The sequence below is a fragment of the Burkholderia ambifaria AMMD genome (genome assembly GCF_000203915.1).
Lineage (GTDB): Bacteria > Pseudomonadota > Gammaproteobacteria > Burkholderiales > Burkholderiaceae > Burkholderia > Burkholderia ambifaria.
Genome location: NC_008390.1, coordinates 2,025,522 through 2,040,598 on the forward strand (window position 1 = coordinate 2,025,522; position 15,077 = coordinate 2,040,598).

The 15,077-nt window shown below is 59.8% G+C and carries 18 protein-coding genes; 9 read left to right on the forward strand and 9 right to left on the reverse strand.

The window, feature by feature from the left end; all coding sequences use genetic code 11:
- Positions 1 to 18 precede the first annotated feature (18 nt).
- Genes BAMB_RS33560 through BAMB_RS33565 form a run of 3 tightly spaced genes read left to right on the forward strand, consistent with a single transcriptional unit; the run spans position 19 to position 3,946 of the window.
- The gene (locus BAMB_RS33560) at positions 19 to 1,494 is read left to right on the forward strand and encodes a DGQHR domain-containing protein (protein ID WP_198488761.1); all 1,476 of its coding nucleotides are present in this window, start codon (positions 19 to 21) and stop codon (positions 1,492 to 1,494) included.
- Positions 1,491 to 2,783 (forward strand): hypothetical protein, encoded by a 1,293-nt coding sequence (locus tag BAMB_RS35270; protein ID WP_011657094.1) that lies wholly within the window; start codon positions 1,491 to 1,493, stop codon positions 2,781 to 2,783. The genes BAMB_RS33560 and BAMB_RS35270 overlap by 4 nt, the downstream gene beginning before the upstream one ends.
- Positions 2,780 to 3,946: a DNA adenine methylase gene (locus tag BAMB_RS33565; RefSeq protein ID WP_127456332.1), complete on the forward strand. Its 1,167-nt coding sequence runs from the start codon at positions 2,780 to 2,782 to the stop codon at positions 3,944 to 3,946. Before BAMB_RS35270 ends, BAMB_RS33565 begins: the two co-directional genes overlap by 4 nt.
- A gap of 143 nt (positions 3,947 to 4,089) precedes the next feature.
- On the opposite strand, the gene BAMB_RS09265 is transcribed toward BAMB_RS33565, so the two are convergent.
- A complete protein-coding gene (locus tag BAMB_RS09265) occupies positions 4,090 to 4,794 on the reverse strand; it encodes an SOS response-associated peptidase family protein (RefSeq protein ID WP_011657096.1) in 705 nt (234 codons plus the stop codon).
- Between the two features lie 53 nt (positions 4,795 to 4,847).
- Between BAMB_RS09265 and BAMB_RS09270 the strand changes: the two genes are divergently transcribed.
- The 6 genes from BAMB_RS09270 to BAMB_RS09290 all read left to right on the forward strand — a co-directional run bounded on the left by BAMB_RS09270 (position 4,848) and on the right by BAMB_RS09290 (position 8,128).
- The gene (locus BAMB_RS09270) at positions 4,848 to 5,339 is read left to right on the forward strand and encodes an aldose epimerase family protein (RefSeq protein ID WP_011657097.1); all 492 of its coding nucleotides are present in this window, start codon (positions 4,848 to 4,850) and stop codon (positions 5,337 to 5,339) included.
- Between the two features lie 198 nt (positions 5,340 to 5,537).
- Positions 5,538 to 5,945 carry a PAAR domain-containing protein gene (locus BAMB_RS09275; protein ID WP_011657098.1) on the forward strand — a complete coding sequence of 136 codons (408 nt, stop codon included), beginning with the start codon at positions 5,538 to 5,540 and terminating at the stop codon, positions 5,943 to 5,945.
- A 4-nt stretch (positions 5,946 to 5,949) separates the two neighbouring features.
- Positions 5,950 to 6,453 carry a DUF4123 domain-containing protein gene (locus BAMB_RS09280; protein WP_011657099.1) on the forward strand — a complete coding sequence of 168 codons (504 nt, stop codon included), beginning with the start codon at positions 5,950 to 5,952 and terminating at the stop codon, positions 6,451 to 6,453.
- The gene (locus BAMB_RS33570) at positions 6,446 to 6,925 is read left to right on the forward strand and encodes a hypothetical protein (protein ID WP_011657100.1); all 480 of its coding nucleotides are present in this window, start codon (positions 6,446 to 6,448) and stop codon (positions 6,923 to 6,925) included. The genes BAMB_RS09280 and BAMB_RS33570 overlap by 8 nt, the downstream gene beginning before the upstream one ends.
- Entirely contained in the window at positions 6,810 to 7,388 is a 579-nt protein-coding gene (locus BAMB_RS09285; protein WP_227739480.1) for a restriction endonuclease fold toxin 5 domain-containing protein, read from the forward strand. Before BAMB_RS33570 ends, BAMB_RS09285 begins: the two co-directional genes overlap by 116 nt.
- A gap of 5 nt (positions 7,389 to 7,393) precedes the next feature.
- Entirely contained in the window at positions 7,394 to 8,128 is a 735-nt protein-coding gene (locus BAMB_RS09290) for an immunity 52 family protein (protein WP_011657102.1), read from the forward strand.
- A gap of 39 nt (positions 8,129 to 8,167) precedes the next feature.
- Here BAMB_RS09290 and BAMB_RS09295 read toward each other — a convergent pair whose 3' ends face one another.
- The 8 genes from BAMB_RS09295 to BAMB_RS09330 all read right to left on the reverse strand — a co-directional run bounded on the left by BAMB_RS09295 (position 8,168) and on the right by BAMB_RS09330 (position 15,051).
- A complete protein-coding gene (locus BAMB_RS09295) occupies positions 8,168 to 8,956 on the reverse strand; it encodes a DNA adenine methylase (protein ID WP_011657103.1) in 789 nt (262 codons plus the stop codon).
- A 169-nt stretch (positions 8,957 to 9,125) separates the two neighbouring features.
- On the reverse strand, positions 9,126 to 9,620 hold the full coding sequence (locus BAMB_RS33575; RefSeq protein WP_082089628.1) for a DUF2514 family protein: 495 nt from the start codon (positions 9,618 to 9,620) through the stop codon (positions 9,126 to 9,128).
- Complete coding sequence (locus BAMB_RS09305) at positions 9,617 to 10,111, reverse strand: glycoside hydrolase family 24 protein (protein ID WP_041491193.1); 495 nt, start codon at positions 10,109 to 10,111, stop codon at positions 9,617 to 9,619. The genes BAMB_RS33575 and BAMB_RS09305 overlap by 4 nt, the downstream gene beginning before the upstream one ends.
- A gap of 2 nt (positions 10,112 to 10,113) precedes the next feature.
- A complete protein-coding gene (locus tag BAMB_RS09310) occupies positions 10,114 to 10,398 on the reverse strand; it encodes a phage holin family protein (RefSeq protein WP_011657106.1) in 285 nt (94 codons plus the stop codon).
- A gap of 78 nt (positions 10,399 to 10,476) precedes the next feature.
- Positions 10,477 to 11,526: a phage late control D family protein gene (locus tag BAMB_RS09315; protein WP_011657107.1), complete on the reverse strand. Its 1,050-nt coding sequence runs from the start codon at positions 11,524 to 11,526 to the stop codon at positions 10,477 to 10,479.
- 9 nt (positions 11,527 to 11,535) lie between these two features.
- Positions 11,536 to 11,742 carry a tail protein X gene (locus tag BAMB_RS09320; protein ID WP_011657108.1) on the reverse strand — a complete coding sequence of 69 codons (207 nt, stop codon included), beginning with the start codon at positions 11,740 to 11,742 and terminating at the stop codon, positions 11,536 to 11,538.
- The gene (locus tag BAMB_RS09325; RefSeq protein WP_011657109.1) at positions 11,717 to 12,595 is read right to left on the reverse strand and encodes a phage tail protein; all 879 of its coding nucleotides are present in this window, start codon (positions 12,593 to 12,595) and stop codon (positions 11,717 to 11,719) included. Before BAMB_RS09325 ends, BAMB_RS09320 begins: the two co-directional genes overlap by 26 nt.
- A gap of 11 nt (positions 12,596 to 12,606) precedes the next feature.
- Positions 12,607 to 15,051: a phage tail tape measure protein gene (locus tag BAMB_RS09330; protein ID WP_011657110.1), complete on the reverse strand. Its 2,445-nt coding sequence runs from the start codon at positions 15,049 to 15,051 to the stop codon at positions 12,607 to 12,609.
- Positions 15,052 to 15,077 lie beyond the last annotated feature (26 nt).

Genomic DNA, 15,077 nt, shown 5'->3' on the forward strand with positions numbered 1-15,077 from the left:
GTCCGGGTCAATCAGTGGATGCAAAGCTGGAACAATGCCGAATGGAGTGAGCACCTTCCGGAGCCTTCACCCTACTTTTTCATTGCCTCGATCAGCCTCGCCACGTTGCGCCGCTTGGCTGGCGTTAGCACACGCAATGTGCATGAGCGGCGAGATAGGAAGGTGGGCGCCGGCTACCAACGTGCTCACCAACCGGCACGGTCGCGCAACATTGCGCGATATCTCCAGTTCGGGTATCCGCTATCGGGGCAGTCTGGTCTCGATGTTGAAACGCACCGAAACCTTATTCATCCGGGCTGGCTCCCCACGTCCATTCTCGTAAACGTGGTGGGTGCCGACGAGTCGCGTCGGCGCGGCGGGAAGGACCGTGTCGTCGATGACAATTGTCGCGTGTCTGTCAGTGAAGGCGAAGACGGTGCGTTTCTCAAAATACCTCAGGAGGCTCTTGCACAAGGGTTCAAAATTCCCGCATCAAGCCTCGAACCACTTGAGATCATTGACGGTCAGCATCGACTTTATGCAATCGACGAGATTAATGGCGAACCCGATATCGAAAATTACGAAGTCCCAGTCGTAATTTTTAACAATTTGAGCCCATCTTGGCAGGCCTATCTTTTTTGGGTTATTAACGTAGAACCCAAAAAGATTAACCCGAGCCTAGCATATGACTTGTATCCGGAACTGCGAAATCAAAGTTGGCTCCAAGGTGGGGAAGGCATTCGCGTTTATCAAGAACATCGCGCCCAAGAGCTTACGGAAGTTCTGTGGCGCCATGATTTGAGTCCATGGAAAGGCCGAATCGAGCTACATGGCAATCGAGTCGACGGGCATGTATCAAACGCGGCATTTATTCGATCGCTAATGGTGAGTTTCGTTCGAAGCTGGGGCAACGAAGATAAAATTGGCGGATTGTTTGGCTCCCTTCGCTCCCAAGGAGCCGATCGAGTATTGCCCTGGAAGCGTTCACAGCAGGCAGCATTTTTGATCCGATGCTGGCAACACCTCCATGAGGCGACTTGCACGTCCAACGCAAAGTGGGTTCGCGAATTGACCAAGCATACATCACCGGAAGACGCATTCTCTGGCCCTAACACCCTTCTTGGCACGGACCAAGGGGTGCGCGCCGTTCTTGTTATATTCAATGCGCTAAATCAAGTAGCTTACGCTGAACTCGACTTGGAATCTTGGGAATCTGAACGAGTATCAGACGAGCCAGACGAAGATGAAGTAACGGAAGCACTCACCGAGTTTTCTCAGTACAAGAGACCCAATACGTTTCTGAGCGCGATATCGCGAGCGCTTGTCGATGGGGTCGACTGGCGGACATCAAGCGCTCCGGGCTTGGACCAAAATCAACGTACCGAGCAGAGCGTTTATCGTGGCAGCAGCGGCTATGTACTGTTGCAGCAACGATGCTTTGATGCGTTGAAAAACTCCCCCGACGAACTCGTGGCGAGTTCCGCAAATACTGCTGCGGGGCTTATGAAGCGATGAGCAAAACAAAAAACAAGGGGAAAGTCGGGGCCAATAAAAGCGTAGGTGGGAATAAGGCCTTGGGGAGCGGTGGAGGCCCCGTCAATAAAGGGCAGGAATGGAGTGAATCCATTTGCGCTGCGGCCGATGGCAAAGGCACTTTGCTTGGATTACAGCAACTTGGCCCAGCCAGCAATCCTCAGAATTTGCTCATCACGGCCGCTTTAAGCAACAACCCACAGTGTTTGCTTGCCGCGGAACAGATCATTCATCTTGTAGATGGATGGAGATATGCAGCCGCTGCGACATCAGCGTTCTTGGCTCATTCGAACGCGGCCGCCACGCATTTTGCGTATTACGCCGAACTTCGGGCGGCAATGTCGCTCTTCGCATGGAGTGGAATTCGAGCGAAATGGAACGGATATTTTTATCTCGATAAGGATGGCAACAAAAAGATAACTACCAAAAACCCACCAACCCATACAGGGATTTGGGATATTTGGAATCAATGGACAAAGAGACCAGACGTAGAATTGCTTCTGGCGAATAGCATCCATTTACATCCAGTCGCGACGTTGAAGAATGTAGTCAAGGCCATCAACTTCACCATTCCTCAACAAGCGCTGAGTCAATGGGGATCGGATCTTGTAAAAGTGTCCGAAGACCATACGGCAAGAAATACCGCGAGCTATGAGGCTATCTGGGCTAGCGCTGAACTGACACGAATGGAAACAAAAGAAGCAGAGTTGGTTCGCGATCTTTGGAAATTGTTCCTTCCGGACGGCGGATCGCTTGGCTTTGACGCAGCTCTGTGTAACCACTTTATCTCAAAGCGAGCACCGGAGGACGATGAGGCAGGAAGAAAGGCCTTTGTCGAAAAAGTAGCAAAGCACATCGCAGATAATTGCGGCGCCCCTACGGAAGAAATTTCACGGCGGATTACCGTAGATTCTTACGTTTCGAAGCCGTTTGTATTGGCATCCGAAGAAAAGACAAACACCGACAATGTACTCTGTCGTGCGTTTCTACTTCTCCGGATCGCTATGCTCGCTCTCAAAAGATCACTTAGCGTGCCGGGCGTCTCACCAGTTGCACGCAAGTGGCTCGAAAGCTGGCTCGAGCACGCCGGCTTGTGGTCGCGCTCTTTTGACATCGATCCGATAGATATCGAGGTCGATTATCGCGACGCAGTGACAGATTTTTCATTCCCACCTCCCCTGCCAAACTCGCTGTGGGATGGTGAAAACTCATCGCGGTTAGCGAAACTTTCACGCCCCGATGCGTGCATTGCCTGGAGTCTTGTTGCATGAAGTACATGGGGCACAAAGGAAAACTACTGCCGCTACTTGGAGAAATCTTGAAAGCGGAAGCAGTGAACGCCTCAAAAATCGCAGATCCTTTTTGCGGATCTGGCGCAGTTTCTTGGTATATGGCTCAGGAAACCGATAAGGGCGTCTTATCGGGTGACCTCCAGTCGTTTGCTGTAACTCGCGCCGCTGCGGTCGTTGAGCGCACACGAGCAATTGATTCGAACCGCGTTACCAAACGTTGGTTCGAATCCGCTCGATCCGTCGTCGATAGTATCGTCAGTCAATTTCCCAATGCGGCCAGATCGATTCACCCTGAAATTTCCGTACCCGAAATTCAGAATATAGTAATCCGGTCGAGGACATTCTGCGATGAAGTTTTACCACCCCTACTCTCGCGAATGAGCGGCGACTTTCCGATGACTCACGCGTATGGCGGGCACTATTTCTCTCCGCTGCAAGCCATCGAGATTGACGCACTTCGGCAGACACTTCCGAAATCCGCAGAGACAAGAAAAGCCTGTCTCGCGGCACTTGTGGAAGCCGCGAGCCGCTGTGCGGCTGCTCCAGGTCACACAGCCCAGCCGTTTCAACCGACAAAAACAGCCGCCAAATTTATCGCTGAGGCATGGAATCGCAACGTTTGGCTACTAGTTTCCCAAGCACTAGAGACAATTGCGTCAACCCACGCTACAGTGAAGGGAGGCACATGTCTCGGCGACTACCATAAATGCATCAGTCAATTGGAACCAGGGGATCTAGTCTTTGCTGATCCGCCGTATTCTGACGTGCATTACAGCCGCTTCTACCATGTATTGGAAACGCTCACTCGAGGGAAGCAAGTTTCCGTGACGGGCGTCGGGCGCTACCCTCCCATTGCGCAACGCCCTTCTTCTAATTTTAGCCAGAAAGGCCAAGCCTTCGCAGCCGCGCAACGGCTTATTGACGTATGCATGAGTAAAGAGGTCAATTTAGTATTAACATTCCCATCGAACAAAGCGAGCAATGGATTAAGCACGCGCGACTTTGTTGCGATGGGTCGAGGGAAATTTCGATCAATCGAGACCGAGCAAGTTAACTCTACGTTTAGCACACTCGGAGGAAAATCTTCAAATCGCGGTGGAAGAATAGAATGTTCCGAAAGCATTGTTTGCTTTCGCGTCTGAATCCGCGCAATAGTTCTATAGATCGATGACGAGCGTGACGCTTATCCGACACATTCACGCACGCCGCTGTTGTCAACCTGAATTCCGCAAAGCGCCCGTTGCGAGCGGGCCTTTTGCTGTCTGTCGCGTCTCCATTGAGCACGTTACTTTGGCTCTGCAACCATCTCTTCAGCCGGGTACAGCTGAAGCATCGCACGGGCAGCCTCGGTATTCGGGGTCGTCAGCCACTCCTCCCAATCATCCGGCTGCAGGATCACAACCGACCGTTTCTCGTCGGCCGGCTTGTGCATACGCGACATGATTGGATGGTGGTCCGCATTGACAGTGATCATGGCCATAGCACGGCTCACGGCGCCGTCCGTCCCCTTCACGGTGCGCCAGATGCCGGCCACGCACATCGTCGGGCGGCTGGCCACGCCGATCTTTTGCCAAACGCAGGGACCGAGTTCCCAGTTTCCGTCGCCGTCCTGCCGCGCATCCGGGTAGGACGGCTCGACCACGTACCGCGCCGGAATCAAGCACCGGCCACCCGACTTCCACGTTGGCCCATATAGCGGGGACTTCCCGAGGTTGTCGTCGCGGACGTTCATCGTGCTGCGCATGACGGGCGGCTTACGCCCCTGCTCTTTCGCCCGTTCGACGTTCGCCTTCTGCAGCGCACGCGGCCAAAACCCGAAGCCGGCGATCAATGGCTTGAATTGTCCGTCGATGCTGGCGACTATCGGTGCGTCGTAGTCTTGGTAGATCTCGGGCTTCCAAGGCGTCCAGCGGTACAGGTCCGTGAAGCTGTCGATCCGCAGCTCGCTGAGACCGGGATCCTCGCCGGGCGCTACGTAGTTCGTGCACATCGCCGCCCCCTGTTTTTCGTTCTTGACCGAACCATCATACCCCGCGCTACACTGTGTTTTTATACAGTATTTCAGCCGTGATCAAACCACAGTGGGCCTACATCTGGGAGTACGGATTCCAGGGCGACAATGCGCGCCTGAGGACGCCGATCGAGCTCACGAAACGTGAATTTGAGTCGTGGGTCGACAAGGACCCGCGGTCGGCGTTCCTCGGCACATGCGCGCCGGTCGAGTCGACCAGAATTGACCGCAACCGCGTCCCGCTCACGGACCCGCGATTCAAGTTGCGGCCGGTGGTGCCGGAATTTGATGCGCCCACCGAGGACGAACTTCGCGCGCTGTGGCGCGAGTACACCGACCTTCAAGTCCGATGGTTGATCCTGGAGATCCGCGCCCTTCGGAAATCGCTCGAGCGCGTCGAGGAGTGGTACGCGTACACCGACAAGAACGTTGCGAACAAAGGTGACCTCGCCGGAGCGCAAGGGCAGTTGCATCGGTTGATGCATCTACTGCGCGAGGAAATGAGGCGCGCGGGAATGAGGTAAGGCTAAGTCAATTGCTGGCTAGTAGTCTGCTCGCTGCACCATCTGCTGCGCGCCGAGAAGGGTCGGGCCGGGATGCTCAAACCCCAATGCTTCCCTACTCGATTAACAATCGTTGACCGACTGCGCGACGGCCAGCGGCTGCTCCCCCTCTTCCGGAAATGGTAAATTCATACGAAAACCACACCTACGAGAGAACATATGGCCCGAGCCATGATCTGCGTCGGCGACACGACGACGCACGGGGGCCGCGTGCTGGAGGGCACCGCGACCGCCACCATTGACGGGAAACCCATCGCCGGCGTCGGACACAAGGTACTTTGCCCACAATGCAAAGGCGTCTTTCCGATCCTGCCCGCGACGGGACGGCGCTACCCGCATCAAATCGCCGGCCGGGAAACCGCCATCGAAGGCATGAAGACCGCTTGCGGGGCGACGCTGATCGCCTCGCAATCGTCCGCGACACTCGACGACGTCGGAGCCGGTGAAGCGACGACGGGCGCTGCAGTCGCCAACGCTGCAGCAGCGCTGGCCCCTTCACCTACGCTCTGCCTCGAATGCCTGAAGTCCGCGGCCGAAAATGCTGCAACGATGATCGCGCGCGGGTAGAACCATGACCGGCAATTCGATCGAAGCGTTCTACTTCACGCGGCAACAGCAGTTGACCATGCAGGTGCACTTGTACGCGCTGGTCGACGGTCTCCTGTTCGCGGATGTGGCCGACGGGTCCCCGCCTCAGCGATCGCAAGCAGCCTTGGCGCTGTTCGACGGCACACCGGACGCATCACTTGCCGATGCGGGCCCGTGGCTGCTCGACTACGAGCGTGCGGGCGGCAACGTACGACGTTCGCTCTCCGCGATGGCCGGCAGCCCGACAGGCGTGTCGTGGCTGATCAGCGCATATCCAATCGAGTCATTGACCGATGAGCTGCGCCGTCGACTCGACGTGCGTTTGCCGGACGGCCGTACAGCCCTTTTCCGCTTCTACGACGCCCGCATCATGGCCGACGTGACATCGCTGATGGAATTCACGCAGCGCATGCAGTTCTTCGTCCCGACATTTAACTGGCTCGTTGAAGTGAATGGAAAACTGAAGGGAGTGCACCCGCATGCTTGAGCTGACAAGCGAACAGGTCGCCGGCCTTGCCGAGATCGACGCACGCGGATACGTCGAACGCACACGGCAGGATCTCGTCAAAGCGGATCCGAAGCTGGCCGACGACGGCACGCTACCCACGCGCCTCTGGAACGCGTACATCGCTGCTCGACGGCTTGGCATCCACTCCGATGAGAATGTCGCGGCGTTCCTCCGGATCGAGGCATACGCCCCGAGCTTCTACGAGAAGCCGGCGACGCGCGCATGGATAATGCGCCCCGGACGCTCTGCCGACGAACGCTTTCACGATTACCTACGCGTCATCAAATGGCGCATCGAACATCAAAATGTCCAGGGAGGGGCTGAGCATGGCGGGATTGGTGGTGCCGGCAATAGAAGCGGCGATAGTGGAACTCGGCCCAGTCTTGGCGCGCGCTGGCGTCGCCTTATTGGGCGGGGCGGCAGTCGCGGGAACGGGGAGCCTGTCGGGTGACACCCAAAAGGACGAAAGCAAGGCAAAGCCGGACGTCCGGGCGATTCCGCGCACCGGTGAGAGCTGCAAGAAGTGCCCGCCTGAGACGGGGAGTATGCAGCGCCGCAACTGGAGCATGAGTGACAACTCCCGAGAGTATCAAGGCCGAATTACCGGGTTCCCCTATAGCGTTGAAGAGGCCTGGAGCATGGAGTGGGTCTGGCAGCGCGACTTCGACGGCTTTCGACCGGAAAGCTGTTTGTTGATAGAAGCAAAGGGAAAGTACGATCAGTTCTTGAAGAAGGACGATGTACCGTACACCAAGGCCTTTGATGACATGGAAGAGCAGGCTGGAGCTCAGGCTGCGGTTGTCGATGATCATCCTCCGGCGAGGTTGAAATGGTATTTTCAGACGGAGCGGACTTGGAAGTACATGAGAACGCCGCTTGCCCGTCTTAGCGTTGAATCAGAATGGGTGCCCTGACAAACATGGAAATAGTTGCGCAATTTCGTAGCCCTGCCGATTTCGCTCCGCTTGGCGATTTTGCTGCTCATCTGGTCCGTCTATGGCCGGTGGTTGAGGCCATGTCACGCGAGGACGAGCGTCTAGGCCAGTGGTGGCTGAAGGCGGATACAGAGGAAGAAGCCCGTCTGTATCCCATGTATGAAGCGCCCGGCATACCTTCGACAGCCGTTTTGGCAGTGTTGGCGCAACGGTACGCAAAAAAGATGGACCTTCCTAAAGTATTTGGCTTCTGGAATGGTCAAATGGACGCGGCCAACAGCGCGAGGCTGAAGTTGGCCATCGATGCGAAGAGACGGCCCAGCGAGGTAGAAATTGGGCTACCTGCACAGAGCGCAGTCTCGACGGACGAGCGCAGCTATGAGGGCATGGCTAAGATAGTGTCCGCGATGGTCACGGTTTATGACCCGATGTATGTCTCTGTTTCACCACGAGAATATTTTCCGCGGCAGGTGTTTGATGACAAGCCGGGCGTTGGCTGGATGCTATATCTCCCGAAGCCGCTCACGGCTCAGCAAGTTCCGGAAGCACGCGAATTGATTCCAGTTCCCGAAGCCGGTCGGAAGCAGACCGGGACGATCATTGTGAGCGTCCCAGATGCCGTTTTTTCAGTGGACAACCCAGAACACGTCGAGATTGCCAACCGTATCGAGATTCGACTCGTCGACCAGGACCTTCTGCCCGCGTTCGCTGACCTGTAAGCACGATGCCGGCGCGATAATCCGCGCCGGCATTCTCAGTTAGAATAGCCCCACAGGCTGCGCAGCGTCGTCCCAGCTATAAATAATCAGCTCGTTGCGCTCCACGCCCTTGCCGCCACCGACCGTATATTGAATCGGGACGGTTTCGATGTAGAACCCGTTGAACGCTCGCCGAATGTCGGGATGATCATTCAGGCTCACGATCGCCCGGCCCTTCAACGACCTCAGGCGATGCGCCATCTTCTCGTATTCGCCGAACGGGAATGCGACGCCATATCCCTCGGTCTCGTAATACGGCGGATCTAGATAGAACAGCGTGTGCGGCCGATCGTAGCGATCGATGCACGCAGCCCAATCCAGACGCTCGATGAACGTGTTCGCGAGCCGCAGGTGGGCCGCTGACAGCTCCTCCTCAATGCGCAGCAGGTTCAGACCAGGCGGCGTTGTTGTCGCCGTGCCGAACGACTGCCCCTCCAGCTTCGCCCCAAAGCAACTTTTCTGAAGGTAGTAGAACCTTGCCGCACGCTGGATATCGGTGAGCGTTTCCGGGACTGTTTGTTTGAGCCATTCGAATACCTGCCGGCTCGTCAGCGCCCATTTGAACTGACGCACGAACTCTTCCAGATGGTGCTGCACAACACGGTACAGGTTGATCAGTTCACCGTTGACGTCGTTGATTACTTCAACCTTTGCCGGCGGGCGCAGAAAGTACAGCGCTGCGCCGCCCGCGAATACTTCCACGTAGCAGTCGTGCGACGGGAAACGCGGGATGATGTGATCTGCGAGTCGGCGCTTGCCGCCGATCCAAGGAATGATGGGATTTGCCATTGTGAAAGCCGTTTTAAAACTTGGTGTAGAATCCGGCCCGCCTACCGGTAGGTAGCAGGGCCTTGGCCGATTCACTGGCGTAGACAGTGGAAAGGCGACCGGGGAGCGTGTTGCTGCACGCAGCTCGGTCGCCCTGTTTCTCTCGAGACCGCTCGGTCTCGGTGCCGCGTTATCGCGGCTGATTGAATTGCATGTCGCCGATCAACGCGTCGTAGCTGCGCTCGCACTGCCGGCCGGCAATACCGCGCTCGTCAGCGATCTTTGCCAACTCTCCCGCAGCTTCGTCAGTCCGGCCGAGCACGTCGGCGAGCAGATCGAGGGCGTCGCCGGTTGCCGGGCTTCCGGCCGAAGCGCCGGCACGTCGGACGTCGGCGACGAGTGCGGCGACTTGCTTGCGCAGGCCGTCAGCAGCGCCATCGGCAGCAGCAGCTTCGCGGCGTGCCTGATCACGTTCTTTCGCAGCATCGGTTGCGATCTCCTGTTGAGCCGCCAGTTGGCGGCGAATTTCACGACGCTCTGTCGTCAGATCATTTATCTGCTTCGCCTGATCCGCGACTTTCGCGGATTGGTCGGCATCACGATGTCCCTTGGAATACCCGCACGCCGCACCTGCAATAACGCCGGCAACAACGAGCAGCCAGATGCGCGGGTCGATCCATGTCATGCGACCACCTCCCCGCCGGCCGCGCGGTACGCAGCCAGCAAATGTTCGATCTTGTTTTCGTGCTGACCGTAGCCGGCCCCCGGCAGACTGGCCCATACGTTCGAGACTTTTGCGACCGCCTCGCGGAACCGGCCTGCGTCGATCAACGCCAACGCACCGTGCTCGCGCAGCTGCTGCAGCGCATACCGGTCCTGCGAGATCGGCCCGAAGTCCGCCAGCTTCATCTGCGCCTGATAGATCCGCCACCACCGCGTGAGGATCTGATAGCGGCCGGCGGCCGTCGACGGCACCGGGATCTGTCGATTGAGCGCGTTCGGGTGCGCCGCGTAGCTGGAGAACAACAGCGGCCGCGACGCGGTCGAGCCGACCAGCACGTTGTAACCGTCGTCCGACTTCGCCAGCAGCGCCGAGCCGATCTCGCTCACCGCGATCGTGTCGAGAAACGCCACGCGGTTTTTTCCGCCAGCGGCCGCAATACTGATTCGCGCCATCGTCACTTCTCCCCGAACAGACGCTTCGCATTCCGGCGCAGCAGCACTTCGAGGTACTGCGACCCGACAATGCCAAGCGCGCTCCCCAGCCCGAGGAGCGCGATCGGCGGCAGATCCGGAATCTGCAACAGCGCGAGCCCCGCCACCATCGACGTTGCAGACCCCAACACGGCGCGGCCTGCAACGAGCCGAAACGTCAAATGCTCGCTGCCCACCAACACCTTCGCGATCCCAATCAATCCACCCATGATGACCAGCTCCAGAATCGTCCTTTCATGCTCTTGCATCGGCTCCCCTTCGCCCGATAAAAAACAAAGGCCGCCCCGGTTGCCCGTGAGCGGCCTTCAGTTACGATGCGCGACGCGTTACTTCGGCGCCGGCACCACCAGATCGATCTTCTTGCCCTTCTTCTTCCCGTGCCCGACCTTCGCTTTCCCCTTGTTCCCTCCATTCAATGTCACGACCGTATTCCATCCGCGTGATGCGTATGCATGCTCGACCGACTCGATCAGAAACTCGCCGTCCACGCCCTTCTTGAACCCCTTCAGCGCGATCGTCTTCTCGGCCGACAAATCTGCCCGGCCGCGCATCGTGAGGCGACTCGTCGACGTATGCCGATTGAGCGTCGCCAAGCGCGACGTCGCGCCCGCCTTCGCGGCCTCCGGACTCGCAAATGCATGGCGCTCGGTATGCACCGCGGACGCACCTGGTGGCGCATCCGGATTCGGGATCGTCAGGTCGATCTTCTTGCCCGTCTTGCGGTCGTGTACCTTGGTGCGAACGGCCGCGAAGCTCGCGCGGTCCGGGAAATTGATGTCGTAGTCGATCAGATCGTCGGGCGTGAGCGTCACGATCGGCAGCGGCTTGCCGTTCGCGCTCTTACCGCCACCGCGCGGCAGGACGATCAGCTTGCCGGCCTTGACCGTCGCAGTTGCACCGTACTGGCGAGCCACGCGCGTAATGAAATGCAGGTCGCTCTCGCCGAACTGGTCGATACGCGGCACGACGACATCGACGTCGCACGCGGCCGACCACTTGTTACGACGCGCGACGTCGCCGACGATATCGGCCAGCTTCGCGTTCGACCAGCTCCCGTATCGCTGCGTCTTCGACGTCGCACGCATGTTCGCCGGCTTGCCACGGATCACAACGCTCGCCGGTGGGCCGCGCACGCCGACCTCGTCAACGGCATACTCGCCGAGCATCGATAGTCCCTGCCCCTCCCATCCGATCGACACCTTCAACGTCGCGCCCTTCGGCGGAAACTCGATGCGGCCATCGCGATCGTCCAGCGTGATCGTGCACTCGTCTGCGTCTAGACCCGGTTTGTCGATCGCCCGGATCTCCAGCACCCGATCCTGAATCACCTTGGTCACGTCCGCGCCGTTCGCGATGACCTGAAACACTGCTTCCATCGCGTCTCCCTATGTCCAGAGCTGCACCGATTCAACGCGCGGCGCATCGAGATCCGGCATCAGGATCTCGACCCCGGCCGGGAACGGCTGCGCTCGATTCGCCAGTCCCGGATTCGCTTCGTACACTGCCTCGACAGTGCCCTGCAGCGTTCCGTAGAAGCGGTAGCAAAGCGTGTCGAGCACGTCGCCATCAGACGTTCTTAAAGTCTTCGCCATAGCGGCCGAACTCCACCGAGAATGTTTGCTTGCGCGGCAAGCCGTCCGAGAGCAGCGCGTCCTGCTCCTCTTCGATCGACTGCAACAACCAGCGGCCAAGCACGTCGCCGTCGCCCGTCGTGAGCTGCACGGGCTTCATGCGCCCGCCGATCTCGCGTAGCCGGTCGATCTGCTTCGTACCGGCCCCGAGCGCCGGGAATACGACGCCCGACAGCGCGATCGTCTCGCCCCCAACGCTCACCGGCTGCAGCGCCTCTTGACGGTTCAGACGCTCCTGAGACGCCACGCGATACCGCGTCGCGCGCCGCAGCTTGTCGTACGCAGCGGTCGACAGGTTGAAGTGGAACGCGTCGCCCGCTTCGCTCGTCATCGACATCATGTGCGGCGTGCTCGACGTCGCCCCGTTGGCCAGCCCCGACAGCATCGAGCCGACGCCCGTCGACTTGATCACGTCGATCACCGCCGAATCCTTGATACCGACCGCCGCGTTGAATTGATTCCACGCCCCACCGAGCGCCGACTTGACGCTATCGGCGGCAGCTCGCACAAGGGGGAAATTCGATCCGTCGATCGCCGTCAGGATCGAGCCGACCGACGCCTGTGCCGCGTTGAAGCTGCGCAACACCGTGCCGACTTGCGGAAACAGGTCGCCGGCAACCGACAGCGCACCCGACGCACCCGTCAGCAGCTCGGCCGCGCTGCTCAGATTGCCCGTCGCGAGACGCTGCAGCGCGTAGACCGTCGACATGCTCGCCGCGCGGTTTCGGTCGAATATCCGAACCATCTGCCGCACGCGCTCGGTTGCGATACCGGCCTGCGTCGCCGCTCCCGTGATCTGCCGAATCACATCCATGGTTTCCTCCTTTACATATGCGGCGCATCGAACATCGCCGTGCGGCTGTTCGCTTTGCGTTGATGCTCGTCCATCATGCGTGTCAGCATCGGACTGACCTGCGCGAGGAACTTGTTAGCCATGTCGGCATCGCTCGCTTCGACCTTCACGTGAAAGACCGGCGCGAAGGTGTTCTGCTGTTCGATACGCGGCCCCGATCGAGCGCCGATGCCGGCCGCATCCGGCACGAGCGCCTTCACTTTCGCGACCGCTGCGACGTTCGCAGGCGAATCGTCAGGCTTACGATCCAGCACCCTGCGCGAAACAGCGCTGAACAGCTTGTCGCCGGCAAACGTGCCGACCGCACCGCCAATCACACCGAGCACCGCCGAGCCGATCGGCCCGCCGAGCGCTCCGATCATTGCGCCGACCTTCGCGCCCATCACGCCACCGGCAAGGCTCCCGGCAATCCCCGCAAAGCGGTTCGCCTTCTGCGTGCTGGTGTCGGTGCTCGACGCGACGGCGTACGCTTCACGCGCCGCGAGGCCGAGCTTCAACACCGTGCCTGCCACGGCGAGCTTGCCGGCATACGGCGCAACGCGACCGAACAACGCACGCCCCGTATTGAAGATCTGCCCGAGCCTGCCGAACCGACCACCCCGAGCTGCTGCACGACGCGCAGCGCGCCCGGCTCGCTCACCCCCAGCCAGATCGCCAAGCCCGCCACCACCGACGCCAGCTCCCGGCAGGTTCACGACGAACACGCGCTGGACCCCGCCGCTTGCCGCTGCAGCTCCGCCGAGCGCATCGAGTGCCCGGCCGACGACGCCACCGGCGGCACGTGACCCACCCGCTGCAGCTCGACCGCCGCGCGCAAGCACGGTGCCGCGCGCGATGTCGAATGCGCCGCGTCCAATGCTCCAAAGTGCCCTCGCCCCACGAAACGCAAGCGCCGCGCCCGCGATGCCGACGACGGCTGCCGTCGCCTTCGGCGCAGCATCCGCAACGGACTGGATACCGCTGCCGAGACCTTTCGCCCCCTCGCCGATACGATCCGTGATCGGACGCAGGGCGTCGCCAATGCTGCGCATCGCGTCGTCCCACCGCTGCCCGACCTCACTCCAGATCTGCTTTGACGTCTCGCGACGTGCTTCGAGATCCTTCTGGATCTCGCCGCTCGCGTCCTGCGCGTTGCGCTTCAGGTTCGTGTACAGCTCGGCGTTTTGCATGTATGCCGTCAGCGCCGCCTTGACCTGCATGTCGTTGAACAGGTCGCCGGTCTTCATCGTCTCGGCGAACGCGGCCATCTGCGCCTGACGCTTGGCCGGGTCCATCTCCGAATTGAACTGCTTCGCCGCCGACGCGAGCTGCTTCGCCTTGGCGGGATCGACGCGCTCGATGTAAGCGCGGGCAAGTACGAACGACGCTTCCAGCGTTGACCAGCCTTTGCCGATCGCCTCGCGCATCTTGGCCTGATAGTCGACGCCGGCCTTCGCATAGTTGCGTTCGGTTTCGCCGGAGCCGATCTTCGAGAACCAGTTTTTCAGGTTGTTCGCGGCTTCGTCCGAACTACCGGCGGTCTTCATCTGCACCTGGAGCATGGCCCCGAGCTGCGTCACCGAGTCCTGCCCCGTGATGCCGATCTTCTTCATTTCGGCGAGTAGCACCGGGAACCACCGCGCCATGTCGACGGACTCGAACGACCCTTCCTTGCCGAGATAGGCGATCGCTTCGAGCGCCTTCGCCATCTGACGCGGGTCGACGATCTCCGCGTTCTGCTGCAGCGCTTGGATCATCTTCGCGGTCTCGACCGTCGTCGCACCTTGGCCGATCGAAAACTTCGCAACCAGCGGCGCGAAGTTGAGCGCGCGATTGAGATCCATCCCGCCCGCAACCATCTGGTTGACGGCATCAGCCAGGTCATTGCGGCCGATGCCGTTCGCCCCGGCGTCGCGTCGAATACGCGAGCCCATCGCCGCTTCTTCCTGCGTGCGCGCTATGCCGGCCTTGATCGCGATGTCGCGAATGATCGCCTGATAGTTCGCCGCGATCGTCGCCGGCACCGCGACCGAGGCGGTCAGCTTCACGGCATCACCGATCACGCCGCGTCCCGCCTCCCGACCAGCGGTCAGCCGCTCGTAACCGGACGCCTTCAGATCCAGCCCGCGCGTCGTCCGGCCGAGCCGCGCGTACGCTCGATCGAGCCGGTCGACCTCGATGCCGGCGTCCCGCAACGATTTCAGATTGCTGTCGAGCTTGCGACGGATGCCGTCCGCCGCGCTATCGCCCGCCAGGTGCAATCGGCGGAACTCGTCCTGCAGACGCATCGTCTCGCCGATCTGGCGCTGCCAGAGCCGCGAGTCGTTCGCCCGCTTTTTCATCGCATCGATCTTCGACGACGTGTCGGTAATCGCCTTGCCGAACGTCGCCGACACAGCCCCGCCGATCACGATGCCAAGCGCTAAGTCTTTCGCCATCCCGGCCCTCTCAGTCGGTCAACCAC

Coding starts and splice junctions, on each gene's coding strand:
- BAMB_RS09325 (WP_011657109.1), bottom strand. CDS start 12,595: ATGGATGTGATTCGGCAGATCACGGGAGCGGCGACGCAGGCCGGTATC.
- BAMB_RS09310 (WP_011657106.1), bottom strand. CDS start 10,398: ATGCAAGAGCATGAAAGGACGATTCTGGAGCTGGTCATCATGGGTGGA.
- BAMB_RS09280 (WP_011657099.1), top strand. CDS start 5,950: ATGACCGGCAATTCGATCGAAGCGTTCTACTTCACGCGGCAACAGCAG.
- BAMB_RS33575 (WP_082089628.1), bottom strand. CDS start 9,620: ATGACATGGATCGACCCGCGCATCTGGCTGCTCGTTGTTGCCGGCGTT.
- BAMB_RS33570 (WP_011657100.1), top strand. CDS start 6,446: ATGCTTGAGCTGACAAGCGAACAGGTCGCCGGCCTTGCCGAGATCGAC.
- BAMB_RS09275 (WP_011657098.1), top strand. CDS start 5,538: ATGGCCCGAGCCATGATCTGCGTCGGCGACACGACGACGCACGGGGGC.
- BAMB_RS09265 (WP_011657096.1), bottom strand. CDS start 4,794: ATGTGCACGAACTACGTAGCGCCCGGCGAGGATCCCGGTCTCAGCGAG.
- BAMB_RS09320 (WP_011657108.1), bottom strand. CDS start 11,742: ATGGCGAAGACTTTAAGAACGTCTGATGGCGACGTGCTCGACACGCTT.
- BAMB_RS33565 (WP_127456332.1), top strand. CDS start 2,780: ATGAAGTACATGGGGCACAAAGGAAAACTACTGCCGCTACTTGGAGAA.
- BAMB_RS09290 (WP_011657102.1), top strand. CDS start 7,394: ATGGAAATAGTTGCGCAATTTCGTAGCCCTGCCGATTTCGCTCCGCTT.
- BAMB_RS09295 (WP_011657103.1), bottom strand. CDS start 8,956: ATGGCAAATCCCATCATTCCTTGGATCGGCGGCAAGCGCCGACTCGCA.
- BAMB_RS09305 (WP_041491193.1), bottom strand. CDS start 10,111: ATGGCGCGAATCAGTATTGCGGCCGCTGGCGGAAAAAACCGCGTGGCG.
- BAMB_RS09330 (WP_011657110.1), bottom strand. CDS start 15,051: ATGGCGAAAGACTTAGCGCTTGGCATCGTGATCGGCGGGGCTGTGTCG.
- BAMB_RS33560 (WP_198488761.1), top strand. CDS start 19: ATGCAAAGCTGGAACAATGCCGAATGGAGTGAGCACCTTCCGGAGCCT.
- BAMB_RS09315 (WP_011657107.1), bottom strand. CDS start 11,526: ATGGAAGCAGTGTTTCAGGTCATCGCGAACGGCGCGGACGTGACCAAG.
- BAMB_RS35270 (WP_011657094.1), top strand. CDS start 1,491: ATGAGCAAAACAAAAAACAAGGGGAAAGTCGGGGCCAATAAAAGCGTA.